Here is a 16,714-nt window from a genome sequence, read left to right as displayed (position 1 = left end):
AGCGCACGTTGACACCTGCAACATCTCGACCGAGCTTCAATCGAAATGCCACCAATTCCACGCCGGTTCCGACGCGGGCTCCAACGCTCGGCCCCTCGGTCGTCCTTCATTGTCCTTCCATCGACGGCGCGAATGGTCGCGTCGCCAAGGATGGAGACGACAATGACGACGATGGATCATGGAAGTTACGAAACCGGCCGGAGGAAGCTCGACATCCTCGGCTTTGCCGGCCGCGCTCTGGGCCTAGCCTATCATGCCATGAAGATGCGCAGCGATCGCGCCGCGCTGCATGAAATGCCGGACCATATGCTCAAGGATCTCGGCATCAGCCGCTCGGACATCGACCGTTACACCTCCGTGCGCTACGCCCTTTCCCATGGCGAGAGGTTCGATGCCTGAAGGACCCGCTCCCTCCCGGTATCTTGTGACGCCGCGTCAGCCGGCGGTTCGACCCCGGCTTCGACCAACTGGTCGAGTAGCAGGGCCGCAACGCGCAGGATCTCCCTTTCGGAGGGGGTCAGGACCTTGTTCATGCTTTCCGATAGCCAGGCGTTCTGGCGGTCGGCGTCGCGCGCCAGCAGATCGTGCCCGTCCTTGGTGATTTCGATCAGGAACTGGCGCCGGTCGATCTGGTCCTGCGTGCGCCGGATCAGTCCGCGTTCGTCGAGGTCGGCGATGAGCCTTGTGAGCGACTGAGGCTGCAGGCGTTCCAGGGAAGCGAGATCGGACGCCGTCATCGACCCACCGATCCGCTCCAGCCGCCGCAGCAGGCCGAGCTTGGCCGCGCTGACGCCATGGCTAGACCGCATCAACCGCAATTGTCGTCCCAGCCCAAGAACGCTGCGCCTGACAACATCTGCTGTTTCCAGCATCCCCGTCGGATCGTCGTGCCGGTCCATGCGATGCCTCCCGCTCCTTTTCGCGTTGGCGCGTGCGAGTGCCACCTTGCCACCATCGGCCAGCAGGTGTCGCACCAAGGTCAGCGTCTCCCGCAGGCAGCTGCGCACTTGCGCATGTGGTCCTCAGCACCAGGAGAAAGGCTGCAGCAAAAGTGCGCCATGCGGCCGGGCGGCGAAGGCCAATACCTTACGGGAATTTAATTTAGTACGCAATTGCGTAGTAAAATTCGAGAGCGTACGGTTTCCTGCGGGTGGCGCGGAGCCCATAGGATTGCGAGCAGGAATTCAATGAGGCCGTCTCTGACAGGGTGCTTGCTGCCTCTATGGGCTCGTGCCCGGCCGGATACGGTTCGCGGGACAGAAGTGGCGCTGTGCTTCTTCGCCGCCACACTCGCGAATGTCGCGCCTTCCACGGAGCAAAACCGTCGTGGACGATGACGTCGGCAATCGGCTCCTCTCCCAGAGCGAACAGGCAACGCAGCGCATAAAGCCCCGCCGGCGCGGCTGGATCGTTCTGCTCCTAATACTGGCCGCCGCCGGTGGGCTTGCCGTTTGGCTGCATCCGTTTTCGCGACCGCAGCAGGCAGCCGATGAAGATCGCGGCGGCCGTTCCGGCCGCAACCGGCTCACTCCACAGCCGGTGGCGGTCGCTCCCGTTGCCACAGGCAGCATTCCCATCGTCTTCGACGCGCTTGGCACGGTGACCTCGCTGTCCACCGTAACCGTGCGGCCGCAGGTCAGCGGCCAGATCACCCAGATCGCGCTGAGCGAAGGACAGATGGTCAGGAAAGGCGACTTCCTGGCCCAGATCGACGACCGCAACTTCGTCGCCTCGCTGCATCAGCTCACCGGCCAGCTCAAGCACGACCAGGCGTTGCTCGATGATGCGCGACTGGATCTGAACCGCGACGAAAAGCTGACAACGAACGCCATCACCATCCAGGCCGTCGACCTTCAGCGCGCCACCGTCGAGGCCGATGAGGGCACCGTCGCTTCCGACCAGGCGCAGATCGAGGCCGTCCAGCTCAACATCTCCAATAGCCATATCGTCGCCCCCGCTGACGGCCGCCTCGGCCTGCGCCAGGTCGATACCGGCAACTACGTCACGCCGGGCGACGCCAACGGCATCGTGGTGATCACGCAGATGCAGCCGATCTCGGTGATGTTCTCGCTGCCGGAGGATAGCCTTTCAGCGGTGACCGATGAGATGCGAAACGGCGCGACGCTGCCGGTGACGCTGTTCGACCGCGATGATGTTCAGCAGATCGCCTCGGGCACCTTGCAGACGGTCGACAACCAGATCGACCCGACGACAGGCACGGTGAAGATGCGCGCCATCTTGGCCAACGCAGATGGGGCGCTGTTCCCGAACCAGTTCGTAAATGCCCACCTGCTGGTGCGCACGCTGAGCAATGTCATGGTGGTGCCGAACGCGGCGATCCAGCATGGCGCGCCTGGAACCTTCGTCTATGTGGTCGGCGCCGACGATACGGTTTCCGTCCGGCCGATCGCCACCGGGCCCGGAGATGCCACTGCCACGCAAGTTCTGTCCGGGCTCTCGCTCGGCGACAAGGTGGTCGTCGACGGAGTCGACCGGCTGAAGGACGGCGCAAAGGTCACGGTCCCGGATGCCGCCACCCCGGCGATCGCCCCATCAGCGACGGCGCCGGCTGCGGGCCAGGCACCAGTTGCCGGGCAGGCACCGGCGGCGCCAACCGCTGGCCAGCCGCCGATGCAAGGCGCGCCTCCTGCAGCCACCAATGCCCCAGGCGCCCAGCAGCGCCACCACCGCCACCGGAAAAGCGGCGCGGGCGGCGGCACCGGCACAGGCGGTTCGGGCGGTGCGGGCGGCGACAATGGATGAGGATCGGGATGCTGGCCCGGACGGCAGCCTGAGCCCGTCGCGGCCGTTCATCTTGCGGCCGGTGACGACGACGCTGCTGATGGTCAGCATCCTGCTCGTCGGCATGATCGCCTACCTCTTCCTGCCGATTTCGGCCTTGCCGGAGGTGGATTACCCGACGATCCAGGTGCAGACCCTCTATCCCGGCGCCAGCCCCGACGTGATGACCTCCTCGGTCACCGCGCCGCTGGAGCGCCAGTTCGGGCAGATGCCGGGCCTCGACCAGATGTCGTCGAAAAGCTCGGCCGGTGCCTCGGTGATCACGCTGCGCTTCAGCCTCGATCTCAGCCTCGACATTGCCGAGCAGGAGGTGCAGGCGGCGATCAACGCGGCCGGCAACCTGCTGCCCGCCGACCTGCCGGCGCCGCCGATCTACGCCAAGGTCAATCCGGCCGACGCGCCGATCCTGACCCTGGCGGTGATGTCCGGCACCTTGCCGCTGACGGAGGTCGAGAACTACGCCGAAACCCGCCTGGCGCAAAAAATCTCCCAGGTTCCCGGCGTCGGCCTCGTCAGCCTGAGCGGCGGCGAGCGGCCGGCCGTGCAGGTGCGCGTCAACCTCAAGGCGCTGTCGGCGATGGGTCTCAACATGGATGATTTGCGCACCACGATCGGCAATCTCAACGTCAACACGCCGAAGGGCAGTTTTGACGGGCCGAGCCGCTCCTACACCGTCAATGCCAATGACCAGATCAGCGACCCGAAAGCCTATTCCGACGCCGTCATCGCCTACCGCGACGGCGCCCCGGTGCGGCTCTCCGCGGTGGCCGACATCGTGCAGGGCGCCGAGAATTCCAGGCTGGGCGCCTGGATGAACGGCACGCCGGCGATCATCCTCAACGTGCAGCGCCAGCCGGGCGCCAACGTGATCCAGGTCGCCGACTCCATCAAGACGCTGCTACCGCAGCTGCGCGCCGGCCTGCCGCCGTCGGTTCAATTGAGCCTGCTGACCGACCGGACCGATACGATCCGCGCTTCGGTCCACGACGTCGAGTTCGAGCTTGGACTTGCCGTGCTTCTGGTGGTGCTGGCGATCTTCCTGTTCCTGCGCAATTTGCCGGCGACGATCATCCCCAGCCTCTCGGTGCCCCTGTCGCTGATCGGCACCTTCGCGGTCATGTATCTTTGGGGGTTCAGCCTCGACAATCTGTCGCTGATGTCGCTGACCATCGCCTCCGGCTTCGTCGTCGACGACGCTATCGTGATGATCGAGAACATCTCGCGCTTCATCGAAGGCGGCGAGCCCCCGCTCGACGCAGCCTTGCGCGGCTCCTCGCAGATCGGCTTCACCATCATCTCGCTGACGGTTTCGCTGATAGCGGTGCTGATCCCGCTGCTGTTCATGGGCGACGTGGTGGGCAGGCTGTTCCACGAATTCGCAATCACGCTCGCCATCGCCATCGTCATCTCGGCGATCGTTTCCCTGACCCTGGTGCCGATGATGTGCGCGCGCCTGTTGCGGCACCAGCCGGAGCGGCGGCAAGGCTGGGTGGCGCGCAAGAGCCAGGCGGCATTCGACGCCGTCACCTCGGCCTATGCGGCAGCGCTGCGCTGGGTGCTGGACCACCAGACGTCGATGCTGCTCGTCGCAGTGGCGACGCTGGCACTCACCGCCTATCTCTACATCGTCATCCCCAAGGGCTTCTTCCCGGTCCAGGACACCGGCGCCATCGAGGCGGTCACCGAAGCCGTCGGTTCGGTCTCCTATGCCGACATGGCGGCCCACCAGCAGGCGCTGGCGGCGGCGATCCTGAAGGATCCGGACGTGGCGAGCCTGTCGTCCTTCATCGGCGTCGACGGCCAGAACCTGACGCTGAACAGCGGCCGCATGCTGATCAACCTCAAGCCGCGCGACACCCGCACCCTCGACGCCAGCGCCATCATCCGCCGGTTGCGGCAGGAGACTTCAGGCGTCACCGGCATCTCGCTCTACATGCAACCCGTGCAGGATCTCACAGTCGATACGTCGGTCAGCCCGACGCAGTACCAGTTCGTGCTGCAGGACGCGGATCCCGCAGAGCTCGCCGACTGGGCGTCGCGGCTCACCGCCAGCTTCGCCCGCCTGCCCGAGCTGGCCGACGTCGCCAGCGACATGCAGCAGAACGGCCTTGCCGCTGACATCACCATCGACCGCGCCACGGCGGCGCGTTTCGGCATCACGCCGGCGACCGTCGACAATGCGCTCTACGACGCCTTCGGCCAGCGCATCATCTCGACCATCTTCACCCAGTCCAATGAGTACCGGGTCATTCTCGAAGCCGATCCTTCGGTCAAGGAGACGCTGGCCTCGCTGAATTCGATCTACCTGCCGTCGGCCGGTTCCGGACAGGTACCGCTGTCGACGATCGTCAGCGTCACGGTCAAGCAGTCGCCGCTGCTGGTCAGCCATCTGGCGCAGTTCCCCTCTTCCACCATCTCCTTCAACCTGGCGCCCGGCGTCTCGCTCGGCCAGGCGACCGAGGCGATTACCGCGGCCGAGCGCGCGCTAGGCCCGCCGCCCAGCCTGGTCACCGGCTTCCAGGGTGCGGCCCTCGCTTTGCAGAGTTCATTGCGCAACGAGTTGCTGCTGGTGCTGGCGGCGGTCGTGACCGTCTACATCGTGCTTGGCGTCCTCTATGAGAGCTTCATCCATCCGATCACCATCCTGTCGACGCTGCCGTCGGCGACGGTCGGCGCACTCGTCGCCCTGATGATCGCCGGGCACGACCTCGACATTATCGGCATCGTCGGCATCGTGCTCCTCGTCGGCATCGTGAAGAAGAACGCCATCATGATGATCGACTTCGCGCTGCAGGCCGAGCGGCGGGAAGGCCGCAGTCCGCGCGAGGCGATCTACGAGGCGAGCCTGCTGCGGCTGCGCCCCATCCTGATGACCACCATGGCCGCCCTGTTCGGTGCGCTGCCGCTGATGCTGGGCGGCGTCGCCGGCTCCGAACTGCACCGGCCGCTCGGCATCACCATCGTCGGCGGGCTGATCGTCAGCCAGGTGCTGACGCTGTTCACGACGCCCGTCATCTATCTCGCCTTCGACCGGCTAGCGCGGCGGGTCGGTCGGACCGGCGCAACCAGGGATGCCGCGCTGGAGCCCGGCCGGTCGGCATCGTGAATTTCTCCGCACCATTCATCGCCCGACCGGTGGCAACCACCTTGCTGACGCTCGGCCTCGCCGCGGCGGGCCTGCTGGCTTACTTCCATCTGCCGGTCTCGCCGCTGCCGCAGGTCGATTTCCCGACCATCTCGGTGCAGGCCTCGATGGCGGGTGCCAGCCCGGACGCGATGGCTGCCGACGTCGCCTCGCCGCTCGAGCGCCATCTCGGGCAGATCGCCGACGTGACCGAAATGACCTCGCGCAGCAGCACCGGCTCGACCAACATCGTGCTGCAATTCGGTCTCGACCGTGACATCGACGGCGCCGCCCGCGACGTCCAGGCCGCCATCAACGCCGCACGCGCCGACCTGCCGTCAGACCTGCACAGCAATCCGCGCTATCGCAAATACAATCCGGCCGATGCGCCGATCATGATCCTGGCGCTCACCTCGCGGACGCTGACGCCCGGCCAGCTCTACGACACCGCAGCCACGGTGCTGCAGCAGAAGCTCTCGCAGGTCGAAGGCGTCGGCAATGTCGATCTCGGCGGCAGCTCGCTGCCGGCCGTGCGCATCGAGCTCAACCCGGGCGCGCTGTTCAACTACGGCATCGGTCTGGAAGACGTGCGCGCCGCCATAGCTTCGGCCAATGCGCACAGCCCGAAGGGCGACATCGACGACGGCGCGCAGCGCTACCAGCTTTACACCAACGACCAGGCGAGCCACGCCGCCGACTATCGCGACCTGGTGATCGCCTGGCGCAACGGCGCCGCGGTGCGGCTGCGCGATCTCGCCGATGTCGAGGACTCGGTCGAGGATGTCCGCAATCTCGGCCTCGCCAATGGCGCGCCCGCCGTGCTTCTCGTGCTCTACCGCGAACCGAACGCCAACATCATCGACACCGTCGACAAGGTGCGCGCGGTCATTCCGCAGCTCGAGGCGTCCATCCCGGCCGATGCGCATCTCTCGGTAAGCAGCGACAGCAGCACGACGATCCGCGCCTCGCTGTCCGACACCGGCATGACGCTGGCGCTCGCCATCGGGCTCGTCGTGCTCGTCGTCTTCTGCTTCCTGCGCGACTGGCGGGCGGCGCTCATCCCAAGCGTCGCGGTGCCCTTCTCGCTGCTCGGCACCTTCGGCGCCATGTACCTGCTGGGCTATACGCTCGACAATCTGTCGCTGATGGCCTTGACCATCGCCACCGGCTTCGTCGTCGATGACGCCATCGTCGTCCTCGAAAACATCATGCGCCATGTCGAAGACGGCATGCCGCGACGGCAGGCGGCACTTCTCGGCGCCCGCGAGGTCAGCTTCACGGTGCTGTCGATGAGCGTGTCGCTGATCGCCGTCTTCCTGCCGATCCTTCTGATGGGCGGAATCCTTGGCCGGCTGTTCCAGGAATTCGCCGTGACGCTGTCGCTGGCGATCGTCATCTCGCTCGTGCTCTCGCTCACCACCACACCGATGATGTGCGCGCATTTCCTGCGCCTGCCGCAGACGCGCCGATCGCTGCTCGCTCGCCTCGGCGAGGGCGCGTTCGAGCGACTGCGCCGCTTCTACGGACGCTCGCTTGCCTGGGCGCTCGACAATGCCGTGATCGTGCTGGTCATTCTCTTCTGCGCAATCGCCCTCAACGTCTATCTCTACGTCGTGGTGCCCAAGGGCTTCTTCCCGCAGGAAGACACCGGCGAACTGGTCGGAGGTATCCGTGCCGACCAGAGCATTTCCTTCCAGCTGATGCGGCAAAAGCTGACCGAGCTGCAGTCGATCGTCCGGAGCGATCCGGCGGTGGCCAATGTCGTGGGTTTCATCGGCGGCCGGCAGACCAATTCCGGCTTCGTCTACGTCACCTTGAAGCCGCAGGCCGAGCGAGCGCCGTTGCAGGCGGTGGTGACGCGCCTGCGCGCAGCACTGCAGCAGGTGCCGGGCGCCCAGCTGTTTCTGTTCCCGCGGCAGGAGATAAGGGTCGGCGCGCGCCAGAGCCTCGCCACCTACCAGTATTCGCTGCAGGCAGACTCGATCGCCGAGCTCGACGTGTGGGCACCCAGACTGCTCGATGCGCTGAAGCAGGCGCCTGAGCTCGCCGACGTCAATTCCGACCGCGACGCGGCAGGCCTGGAGACCAATTTGTCGATCGACCGCGAAAGTGCCGCCCGGCTCGGCGTCAGCACCTCGGCCATCGACAACACGCTCTACGACGCGTTCGGACAGCGCCAGGTCTCGACGATCTTCAATCCGCTCAACCAGTACGAAGTTGTCATGGAACTGGCGCCACGCTATTTGCAGGATCCGTCGGCGCTGTCGCGCATCTATGTCAGCACCTCGGGCGCTGCCGCCAGCGGCACCCAGCGCACCAACGCGCTGGCCGGCACGGTGACGGCCGCCGCCAGTACGCCGGCTTCCGCCGCATCACTTGCCGCCAGCGCATCCGTCCGCAACCAGGCCATCAACGCCATCGCCGCCATCGGCCATTCCAGCGCCTCGAGCGGTGCGGCGGTCAGCACGGCGCAGGAGCACATGGTGCCGCTGTCGGCCTTCAGCCACTACGCACCCGCCACCATGCCGCTATCGATCAGCCACCAGGGCCATTTCGTCACCACGACGATTTCGTTCAACCTGGCCGAAGGCGCTTCGCTCGGCGATGCAACGGCGGCGATCGACCGGGCGATGGCGACGCTCAAAATGCCGGAGTCGATCCATGGCGCGCTTGCCGGGACGGCGCTGGCCTTCCGCTCGGCGCTGACCAACGAGCTGCTGCTCGTCGCCGCCGCGTTGGCCACCATCTACATCGTGCTCGGCATGCTCTATGAGAGCTACATCCATCCGATCACGATTCTGTCGACGCTGCCCTCGGCCGGACTTGGCGCGCTGCTTGCGCTTGAACTCACCGGGATGGATTTCAGCGTCATGTCGCTGATCGGCATCATCCTGCTGATCGGCATCGTCAAGAAGAACGCGATCATGATGATCGATGTCGCGCTGCAGACCGAGCGCAAGGAGGGTGCCGCACCGCGCGAAGCCATCTACAGAGCGTGTCTGACGCGTTTCCGGCCGATCATGATGACGACCTTCGCCGCCCTCCTCGGCGCGCTGCCGCTGGCGCTCGAAACGGGTACCGGGGCGGAGATAAGGCAACCGCTCGGCACGGCAATAGTCGGTGGCCTGATCGTCGCCCAGATGCTGACGCTCTACACGACGCCGGTCGTCTATCTCTGCCTCGATCGCCTGCGTCTGTCGGCGGCACGCCGGGCAGCACCCACTGTGCAAACAGCTGGGATTCGCGCCGACGCGGACTTGATGGTGCCGGATATTCCTTGACGATTGCGCTCATCTGCCCCGTGAGGCGGTGAACTGTATCCATCGCCTCACGGATATGACCCCTTGCCGCTGCGCAAGAACCTGTTCGTCAAAGCATGAATACTCCCCGCAGCCAGGCGAAGAAACCGAACTTCCCGGACACTGCCGCGCGGACGCGCGTCGCCGCCCATCGAGCCGGCATCGTCGCGCCGACATGGCAATGGCAGACGATTTCGTGCAACTGCCAATCGGTCAGTTCGAAGAAGCGCTTGGCTTCACCGTAAGTATCCTCCTTCAGGCCTTGCGCGCGAAAGATCGGATCCTCGAATGCCACGGTGATGGGTGAGCCCGCGGAACGCATTCTGTCGCGGACCTCCGCGCTTATGTATTCGGTGCCGGCAAGCGCCCCGAGGCACCGGTCGGGATTTTGCTCCAGAAGTTGCGCCCAGCGCTCGAGGCGTTGGCCTCGAGTGGCAATTAGAAGCGTTGCTTCGGCGTGAACGTCGGCAACGCTTTGCAGTTCGTCAAGTGTTTGGTGTTTCACGGCCGCCTCCTACCAGCAGGTGATTCACCCCAACCCCAGAGTGGAATTATGGCACTCCGCGAGGTCGGCAAGACCCGGCATGCGCGGTGCAAAAATATCCTCGGATCAGGCCATGGAACCGTGCAGCCGACGCCTTCGAAACATGGCGATCAAGGGACAGATTTACCCAAACCGCGCTGGCGTCCACGCCCCGCCGCCGGCGTTCGATTCAACGGTCGCCGCGACGAACTTCACGCCACGCGCACCATCGACGACATCGGGCACCTGCGCCGCCCGCGCCGCATCGACGGCGGCACCCGAACGGTGGGCGCGGACGATGTCGGCGGCATCGCGGTAGAAGTTGGCGAAGGCCTCGATGTAGCCTTCCGGGTGGGCGGCCGGCATGCGCGACACACGGCGGCTTTCCTCGGTCGAGCCATGCCCGCCGCGCACCAGCGTGCGCGCCTCTTCGCCATAGCGCGAGAAGCGCAGTTCTTCCGGCCGCGTGCCCGACCATTCGAGCCCGGCCTTGTCGCCATAGATGCGCACGGAAAGGTCGTTGTAATGGCCGGGCGAAGTCTGGCTGGCCAGGATCGTGCCGCGCGCGCCGCCTGTCCAGCGCACCAGCACATGCGCATTGTCGTCGAGCCGCCGACCCGGCACGGCGGTGAACAGATCGGCCGAAACCGCCTCGGCCTCGCAGCCCGAAATGAAGCTAGCCAGGTTGAAGGCGTGCACACCAATATCGGCGAGCACCGCGGACTGCCCGGCGCGCGCCGGATCGGTGCGCCACTCGGCCTGTTTCTGGCCCTGCGCGTCGATCGGCTGCGTCAGCCAGTCCTGGATATAGGCACCGTGCACGGACACGATGCGGCCAAGCTCGCCCGCCGCCACCATCTCGCGCGCCTGCCGGACCATCGCGTAGCCGGTGTTGTTGAGGGTGACGACGAACCGGCGGTTTTTCGCCCGCGCCAGCGCCACAAGCGCTTCGGCGTCGGCCAGCGTCGTCGACAACGGCTTGTCGCAGATGACGTCGATGCCGGCCTCGAGGAAAGCGGTGGCAATCGGCGCATGCAGATGGTTGGGCGTGACGATGACCACGGGCTCGATGCCGTCGGGCCGTGCCGCTTCCGCCTTGGCCATGGCATGATAATCGGCATAGCTCCGCTCCGGCGGGATGCCGATCTCTGCCGCGGACGCTGCTGCATTCCCGGGATCCGAGGACAGCGCGCCGGCAACCAGCGCGATCTGGTCGTCGAGGCGCATGGCGAGGCGATGCACCGCGCCGATGAAGGCATTGCGGCCGCCGCCCACCATCCCGACCCTAAGGCGTTGGCGCGTCGATCCGTCCGATGTTGCATAGACCATGACTTTTCAAACTCCTTCCGGATTTTCGATAGCGTGCATAGCCTGAAATGCCGCTAGCATTTTCGAACACGATTTCCAATTTCCATTTTGTAAAACGATCGTACCGCGCTAGCGTGAAGCCATGAGCGGAGCGCAAAAATCATCGGAACGGTCCAGCATCCACGAGGCCGCGACCAGGAAACGGGGACGCTCGCTAGCGGCGCTTGGCTACACCAAGCCGCAAACCTACGAGGAACTGCGCGCCGTGCTGTCCTCCGGCACCGTGCATTTCCCGAAGCGGCTGCGCCAGGTTGCGATCTTCCTGTGGCAGCATCCGAGCGATGTGGCGTTGGGCACCATCGCGCAGGTCGCCGAGCAGGCCGGCGTGCAGCCTTCGACCCTTGTCCGCTTCGCGCAGATCTTCGGCTATGCCGGCTTTTCCGATTTCCAGGGATTGTTCAAGGACCATATGAAAGGCTCCTGGCCGGAGCGTGCGGGCGCCGAACGTACGGCAGAGCCCAACGCCAATCTGCATTTTCTAAACGGCATGGTCGGCGCGTCGCAGGCCTCGCTCGGCCGCATCGACAATAGCTTCGACATGGAGAGCTTCGACAAGATGGTCGCGCTGCTCGCCGCCGCCGACCTGATCTATGTCATCGGCAGCAAGCGCGCCTTTCCTGTCACCACCTATCTCTCGCTGACGCTTTCGCAACAGGGCGTGCGCAATGTGCTGGTTGACAATGTCGGTTCCACCGCGCTCGATCAGGTCGGTTGCATCGGCAAGCGCGATGCGGTGCTGGCGGTGAGTTTCAGCCCTTACAATTCGATCACGCCTGATCTGGTCGCCGTCGCGCATGAGCGCAAGGCGCGCATCGTCACCATCACCGACAGCACCTTCTCGCCGCTGGTCAACTTGTCCGACATTTGGCTGGAAGTCGTCGAATCCGACTTCGCCGGCTTCCGTTCGCTGGCTGCTTCGTTGGCCGTCGGCATGGCTTTGGTCCACGGCGTCGTCGCACGCCGGACAGCATGACCGGAACGATTGACTGAAAGGAATTGTCGTTCCATATTTAAAAAAATAGAAACCTTGTTCCGGGAGGATGAATGGACGTTCGGCTCGACGGCAAGGTGGTGCTGGTCACCGGCGCCACGCAAGGCATCGGCCTGGCGATATCAGAAACGCTGGCGCGCTCCGGCGCCGAAGGCCTGCTGATCACCGGCCGTGAGCCTACGCGCGGCAAGGCCGCGGCGGCATCGCTCCGCGAAATGGGCACGCCGACGGAATTCGTCGCCGCCGATCTCGCGGACCCCGAGGCGCCGGCCCAACTGGTCGCGGCATGCCTTTCCCGTTTCAAGCGCATCGACGGGCTGGTCAACGCCGCCGGCCTCACCGATCGCGCCTCTTTCCACGATGCCGGCCTCGACGACTGGGAAGCGTTGTTTGCCGTCAACGCCCGCGCGCCTTTCTTCCTCATGCAGGCGGCCATCGCCGATATGGTCAAGCGCGGCCAGGGCGGCGCAATCGTCAACATCCTGTCGATCAACGCGCATTGCGGCTCGCCCGAGCTTGCCGTCTATTCCGCCACCAAGGGAGCGCTGGCGACGCTGACCAGGAATGCGGCCAACGCCCACCGCTTCGACCGCATCCGCGTCAACGGCATCAATGTCGGCTGGACCGACACGCCCGCCGAACGCATCATGCAGGCAGAGACACTCGGCCAGGGTCCGGGCTGGCTCGACGCCGCCAATGCCGCGCAGCCATTCGGCCGGCTGCTGACGCCGAACGATATCGCCAACCTTGCCGTCTTCCTGCTTTCCGATGCGGCCGGGCCGATGACCGGCGCGGTGATCGACCAGGAACAGTCGGTGATCGGGGCGAATCGGTGAGCGCCACCGCCGCGCCCGAAATGCTTGGCCCGGAGCTGCTTAGCCGGCTTCCAACTTCCGTCCAGCGGCCATCCTATGACCGTGCGGCCCTCATACCGGGCATGGCCCATATCGGCATAGGCGCCTTCCATCGCTGCCACCAGGCTGAATACACCGACGATCTTTTGTCCCGTCATTTCGACCGCTGGGGCGTGGTCGGCATCAACATCCGCCCGCCTCACCTGTCGGAAACGTTGGGCCGGCAGGGCGGCCTCTACACACGCCTGATCCGGCAGGACAATCATGTCGAGGCGCGCATCATCGGCAGCATCATCCGCGTTGTCGACAGCCAGGATAGCGCCGCGCCGGCGTTGGAGGTGCTGGCTTCGGCCGACATCGAGATGGTCACCATGACGGTGACCGAGAAAGGCTATTGCCATATCCCGTCGACCGGCGTGCTCGACCTCGATCACCCTGACATCGTCCATGACCTCGCCAACTCGCATGTACCGCGCAGCGTGCCCGGCATTCTGGCGCGGGCGCTGGAACTGCGTAGGACCTCGCATGGGCGGCCGGTGACGCTGCTCTCCTGCGACAACATCCCGGCCAACGGCGTCATCCTCGGGAATGTCGTGCGGGCGATGGCCGAGCGGAGTGGCAATGGGCTTTCGGACTGGATCGCCGCCAATGTCGCCTTTCCTTCGGCCATGGTCGACCGCATCGCACCAGCAACCACGCCGGCCGACATCGACACCGTCGAGCAGCGCTTCGGCTATCGCGACGCCGCCGTGGTCGTCGGCGAACCGTTCCGGCAATGGGTGATCGAGCAAAAATTCGCCGGTCGCGTGCAGCGCTGGGATCTTGTCGGCGCCAGCTTCGTCGACGACGTCACGCCGTTCGAGCATCTCAAGATGCGGGTGCTGAACGGTGCGCAGACGACGCTTGCCCATCTTGGCGTGCTCTGCGGCTTTGAGCACACGTCGGATGCCATCGCCGATCCGCTGCTCGCCACGTTCGTCCGCCGCATGCTGACCGAAGAGACGCTGCCAACGCTCAAGGCGGTGCCTGGCATTTCTGCGCCTGCCTATATCGAGCAAAGCCTGGCGCGCCTCACCAACACCGCGATCCGCCATCGCAACCACCAGATCGCCACCGACGGCTCGCAGAAGATCGTGCAGCGTCTGCTCAACCCGATCCGCGACCGGTTGCGGCAGGGTAGGAGCATCGCCCTGCTGTCGGTGCCCGTCGCCGGCTGGATGGCCTATCTGATCAAGGCCGCCCCGCGCTTCGGCAAGTGCTGGCAGGTGTCCGACCCCTTTGCCGGAAGGATCTCGGCCCTCGCCGACCGCATCGGCGCCGACACCAAGGGGCTCGCCGACGCCATTCTTGCGATAGACGCGATCTTCGATCCGTCACTGGCCACCAACACTATGTTCCGCACAAATGTCATCGCCGGGCTCGATGGTCTGCTGTCAGAGAATCCGCTGGCCTTTGTCAGACATGCCTGCACTGAGCCAATAGATGCGCGGTTGAAGCGACCAACACGATCTGCATAGTACGATAGGTCGTGAAGTTCACGACCAGGGGAGGCATCATGAAACTTGGACTGCTCACAGCACCATTTCCGGATACTCCACTCGCCGAGGTCGCCGACTGGGCAAGCTCGGCCGGCTTCGAGGCGCTGGAGATTGCCTGCTGGCCGAAGTCCTCGGGCGACAGCCGCCGCTATGCCGGCACCAGCCATATCGACGCCACCGCGACCTCGGCCTCGCAAGCCAAGGAGATCGCCGCCGCGCTCACCGAGAAAAACCTGTCTATGTCGGCGCTCGGCTACTATCCCAACCCGTTGCACCCCGATGCGGCGCACCGCGAGGGTGTGATCGATCATCTGAAGAAGGTGATCGTGCTGGCCGGGCGGATGGGCGTTTCGCTGGTCAACACCTTCTGCGGCGGCGATGCCTCGAAGCCCGTCGACGTCAATTGGGAAGAAGCGCTCAAGGTCTGGCCCGCCATCATCGCCCATGCGCGCGACCACGGCGTCAGGCTCGCCTTCGAGAACTGCCCGATGATCTTCAGCTATGACGAATGGCCGGGCGGCCACAACATCGCCTATTCGCCGCAAATCTGGCGCCGCATACTCGAAGCCTTCGGCGGCGATATCGGCATGAATTTCGACCCGTCGCACCTGGTCTGGCAGATGATCGACCAGGCCCGCTTCATCCGCGAATTCGGCGCCTACATGCTGCATGTTCATGCCAAGGATCTGATGATCGATCATGATGGACTCTATGAGGGCGGAACCCTCTCGGCCGGCATAGGCTGGCAGGTGCCGCGCATGCCGGGGCTCGGCGATGTCGACTGGAACGTGATCTTTTCCGGCCTCTACCGCGCCGGCTACGACGGACACGTCATCATCGAGCACGAGGACCGGCGGTTCGAGGGGAGCGACGACAAGGTCAAGCGGGGCTTCCTGCTCGCCCGCGACGTGCTGCGCCCCTTCGTGAAGTGACGGACAAACGGCTTTAAGACTGAAACCAAAAGATCAATGTGGAGGAGTACTGAAATGAAAAAATACCTGACCATGGTCCCGCTACTTGCCGGCGTGGCCTTCCTGGCCTCGGTGGGCGCCTCGTCCGCCGAGGGCAAATACACGATCGGCATCTCCAACACCGTGCAGGGCAATGGCTGGCGCGAGGAGATGATCTGCGCGATGAAGGCGCAGGCGCTCGCCTCCGGCGAGGTGACGAAGCTCAACATCGCCCACCGCAACACCGACGCCGCCGGTCAGCTGGAGGACATCCGCAACCTGATCAGCGCCAAGGTCAACGCCATCGTCGTCAACCCGGCCGACCCGGCCGGCATCAAGGCTGGCCTGGAGGAGGCCACCAAGGCCGGCATCGTCGTCGTCGCCGTCGACCAGGCGGTCACCGAACCGTCCGCCTACATCATCTCCAACAACCAGGAACAATACGCCTATCTCGGCGCGAAATGGCTGTTCCAGCAGATGGGCGGCAAGGGCGAGGTGGTCTATATGCGCGGTGCCGCCGGCGCTTCCGCCGACAGCGACCGCGACAAGGGCTTCAAGAAGGCGCTTGCCGAATTCCCCGATGTAAAGGTCGCGCAGGAGGTGTTCACCGGCTGGCAGCAGGACCAGGGCAAGCAGCAGATCCTCTCCTTCCTTGCCACTGGCGCACCCTTCAACGGCATCTGGACCTCAGGCATCGACAACGTCATCGTCGACGCACTGGTCGAATCGCAGGCACCGCTGGTGCCGGTGGTCGGCGCCGACAATGCCGGCTTCGTTGGCCAGCTCAGCTCGGTCAAGGGCCTCGTTGGTGCTGCGGTCACCAACCCCGGCTCGATCGGCGGCGCCGGCGTCACACTTGCCTTGCAGATCCTAAACGGCAAGAAGCCGGCGCAGCAGACCGTGCTGGTCGAGCCGCAGCTGTGGGAGAATGCCACCGAGGAAGGCAAGGCCAAGCTCAAGGCCGCCGCCGACTCGTCGCTCAGCCCGGAATGGCCGGTCTCGATCTCGATCCCGGACTGGACGACCTACACGAAAGAGCAGATCGTCGCCTGCAAGGGTCCGGGCGAGTAGGCGCTGATGCGAATTGCATAGCGAGGATGGCAGGCTGCCGTCCTCGCTATGCGAGGTTCGATAGATTAGCGCTCTACGGCGCCCCCCTCTGTCCTGCCGGACATCTCCCCCACGAGGGGGGAGATTGGATGTCGCGACCGCTTCGCCAATTTTCAGCGTTGCAAGACGAGAGCCGGCGCCGCAACTGCCAAACT

12 protein-coding genes are annotated in these 16,714 nt (G+C 65.0%); 9 read left to right on the top strand and 3 right to left on the bottom strand.

The window, feature by feature from the left end:
• Nucleotides 1-162 precede the first annotated feature (162 nt).
• Nucleotides 163-399 carry a DUF1127 domain-containing protein gene (locus ACFX5Q_RS22170; protein WP_404281397.1) on the top strand — a complete coding sequence of 79 codons (237 nt, stop codon included), beginning with the start codon at nucleotides 163-165 and terminating at the stop codon, nucleotides 397-399.
• Here the strand turns inward: ACFX5Q_RS22170 and ACFX5Q_RS22165 are convergent.
• On the bottom strand, nucleotides 363-899 hold the full coding sequence (locus ACFX5Q_RS22165; RefSeq protein WP_404281396.1) for a MarR family winged helix-turn-helix transcriptional regulator: 537 nt from the start codon (nucleotides 897-899) through the stop codon (nucleotides 363-365). The two genes, ACFX5Q_RS22170 and ACFX5Q_RS22165, sit on opposite strands and share 37 nt — an antisense overlap.
• A 427-nt stretch (nucleotides 900-1,326) precedes the next feature.
• On the opposite strand from ACFX5Q_RS22165, the gene ACFX5Q_RS22160 reads away from it, so the two are divergent.
• The 3 genes from ACFX5Q_RS22160 to ACFX5Q_RS22150 are packed head-to-tail and all read left to right on the top strand — an operon-like array spanning nucleotide 1,327 to nucleotide 9,207.
• Nucleotides 1,327-2,763 carry an efflux RND transporter periplasmic adaptor subunit gene (locus ACFX5Q_RS22160; RefSeq protein WP_404281395.1) on the top strand — a complete coding sequence of 479 codons (1,437 nt, stop codon included), beginning with the start codon at nucleotides 1,327-1,329 and terminating at the stop codon, nucleotides 2,761-2,763.
• Nucleotides 2,764-2,791: 28 nt separating this feature from the next.
• Nucleotides 2,792-5,908: a multidrug efflux RND transporter permease subunit gene (locus ACFX5Q_RS22155; RefSeq protein ID WP_404281614.1), complete on the top strand. Its 3,117-nt coding sequence runs from the start codon at nucleotides 2,792-2,794 to the stop codon at nucleotides 5,906-5,908.
• Nucleotides 5,905-9,207, top strand: a complete 3,303-nt coding sequence (locus tag ACFX5Q_RS22150; protein ID WP_404281394.1) for an efflux RND transporter permease subunit — start codon at nucleotides 5,905-5,907, stop codon at nucleotides 9,205-9,207. The genes ACFX5Q_RS22155 and ACFX5Q_RS22150 overlap by 4 nt, the downstream gene beginning before the upstream one ends.
• Nucleotides 9,208-9,295: 88 nt before the next feature.
• On the opposite strand, the gene ACFX5Q_RS22145 is transcribed toward ACFX5Q_RS22150, so the two are convergent.
• Both ACFX5Q_RS22145 and ACFX5Q_RS22140 read right to left on the bottom strand, forming a co-directional pair.
• Nucleotides 9,296-9,730: a hypothetical protein gene (locus tag ACFX5Q_RS22145; protein WP_404281393.1), complete on the bottom strand. Its 435-nt coding sequence runs from the start codon at nucleotides 9,728-9,730 to the stop codon at nucleotides 9,296-9,298.
• 162 nt (nucleotides 9,731-9,892) lie between these two features.
• A complete protein-coding gene (locus tag ACFX5Q_RS22140) occupies nucleotides 9,893-11,077 on the bottom strand; it encodes a Gfo/Idh/MocA family protein (protein ID WP_404281392.1) in 1,185 nt (394 codons plus the stop codon).
• Between the two features lie 121 nt (nucleotides 11,078-11,198).
• Between ACFX5Q_RS22140 and ACFX5Q_RS22135 the strand changes: the two genes are divergently transcribed.
• The 5 genes from ACFX5Q_RS22135 (at nucleotide 11,199) to ACFX5Q_RS22115 (ending at nucleotide 16,520) form a co-directional block, all read left to right on the top strand.
• Nucleotides 11,199-12,089 (top strand): MurR/RpiR family transcriptional regulator, encoded by an 891-nt coding sequence (locus tag ACFX5Q_RS22135; protein WP_404281391.1) that lies wholly within the window; start codon nucleotides 11,199-11,201, stop codon nucleotides 12,087-12,089.
• A gap of 71 nt (nucleotides 12,090-12,160) precedes the next feature.
• Nucleotides 12,161-12,943 carry an SDR family oxidoreductase gene (locus tag ACFX5Q_RS22130; RefSeq protein ID WP_404281390.1) on the top strand — a complete coding sequence of 261 codons (783 nt, stop codon included), beginning with the start codon at nucleotides 12,161-12,163 and terminating at the stop codon, nucleotides 12,941-12,943.
• Nucleotides 12,940-14,478: a mannitol dehydrogenase family protein gene (locus tag ACFX5Q_RS22125; RefSeq protein ID WP_404281389.1), complete on the top strand. Its 1,539-nt coding sequence runs from the start codon at nucleotides 12,940-12,942 to the stop codon at nucleotides 14,476-14,478. The genes ACFX5Q_RS22130 and ACFX5Q_RS22125 overlap by 4 nt, the downstream gene beginning before the upstream one ends.
• Nucleotides 14,479-14,516: 38 nt before the next feature.
• The gene (locus ACFX5Q_RS22120; protein WP_404281388.1) at nucleotides 14,517-15,431 is read left to right on the top strand and encodes a sugar phosphate isomerase/epimerase family protein; all 915 of its coding nucleotides are present in this window, start codon (nucleotides 14,517-14,519) and stop codon (nucleotides 15,429-15,431) included.
• A 54-nt stretch (nucleotides 15,432-15,485) separates the two neighbouring features.
• Nucleotides 15,486-16,520: an ABC transporter substrate-binding protein gene (locus ACFX5Q_RS22115; protein WP_404281387.1), complete on the top strand. Its 1,035-nt coding sequence runs from the start codon at nucleotides 15,486-15,488 to the stop codon at nucleotides 16,518-16,520.
• Nucleotides 16,521-16,714: the final 194 nt, after the last annotated feature.

The organism is Mesorhizobium sp. IMUNJ 23033 (assembly GCF_044778005.1).
Classification (GTDB): Bacteria; Pseudomonadota; Alphaproteobacteria; order Rhizobiales; family Rhizobiaceae; genus Mesorhizobium; species Mesorhizobium amorphae_A.
Note: the sequence above shows the minus strand (reverse complement) of the source record. Positions and strands in the feature narration are given on the sequence as shown.

What these genes read in the sequence shown, in the direction of transcription:
- ACFX5Q_RS22135 (WP_404281391.1), top strand. Translation starts at nt 11,199, where the DNA reads ATGAGCGGAGCGCAAAAATCATCGGAACGGTCCAGCATCCACGAGGCC.
- ACFX5Q_RS22170 (WP_404281397.1), top strand. Translation starts at nt 163, where the DNA reads ATGACGACGATGGATCATGGAAGTTACGAAACCGGCCGGAGGAAGCTC.
- ACFX5Q_RS22130 (WP_404281390.1), top strand. Translation starts at nt 12,161, where the DNA reads ATGGACGTTCGGCTCGACGGCAAGGTGGTGCTGGTCACCGGCGCCACG.
- ACFX5Q_RS22115 (WP_404281387.1), top strand. Translation starts at nt 15,486, where the DNA reads ATGAAAAAATACCTGACCATGGTCCCGCTACTTGCCGGCGTGGCCTTC.
- ACFX5Q_RS22165 (WP_404281396.1), bottom strand. Translation starts at nt 899, where the DNA reads ATGGACCGGCACGACGATCCGACGGGGATGCTGGAAACAGCAGATGTT.
- ACFX5Q_RS22140 (WP_404281392.1), bottom strand. Translation starts at nt 11,077, where the DNA reads ATGGTCTATGCAACATCGGACGGATCGACGCGCCAACGCCTTAGGGTC.
- ACFX5Q_RS22120 (WP_404281388.1), top strand. Translation starts at nt 14,517, where the DNA reads ATGAAACTTGGACTGCTCACAGCACCATTTCCGGATACTCCACTCGCC.